We start from the raw sequence: 275 nt of genomic DNA, 5'->3' as shown, positions 1-275 counted from the left end.
ACATCTATGATGAGGAAATGAGGGAGCGGGTTGAGCTGCACAAGCAGCAGAGGCTCCTGTCCGGGTATGCCTGGGATACCCGCGAAGAGCCGTATGAGCTGCAAGCGGTTCTGGAGCAGCTTCAAGGGAAGCTTCAGGAGAAGGGCGAGGAAGCTGTCGTTTTGGTCGATTGCTTGACGCTCTGGCTGAGCAACTGGCTGCTTCGCTACGAGCAGGAACAGGATGCCTCGGCGCTCGTGATGCAGCGTGTGGAGGAGCTTGTCGCCAGCGTGTCC

At 58.9% G+C, this 275-nt stretch carries 1 protein-coding gene; it reads left to right on the top strand.

Annotation, left to right across the window (positions count from 1 at the left end; genetic code table 11):
- The coding region (locus KVT27_RS24535; protein WP_217582169.1) for a bifunctional adenosylcobinamide kinase/adenosylcobinamide-phosphate guanylyltransferase at positions 1–275 on the top strand (275 nt) is incomplete at both ends.

The organism is Lysinibacillus sp. GbtcB16 (genome assembly GCF_019091145.1).
GTDB classification, from domain to species: domain Bacteria; phylum Bacillota; class Bacilli; order Bacillales_A; family Planococcaceae; genus Lysinibacillus; species Lysinibacillus fusiformis.
Note: the sequence above shows the minus strand (reverse complement) of the source record. Positions and strands in the feature narration are given on the sequence as shown.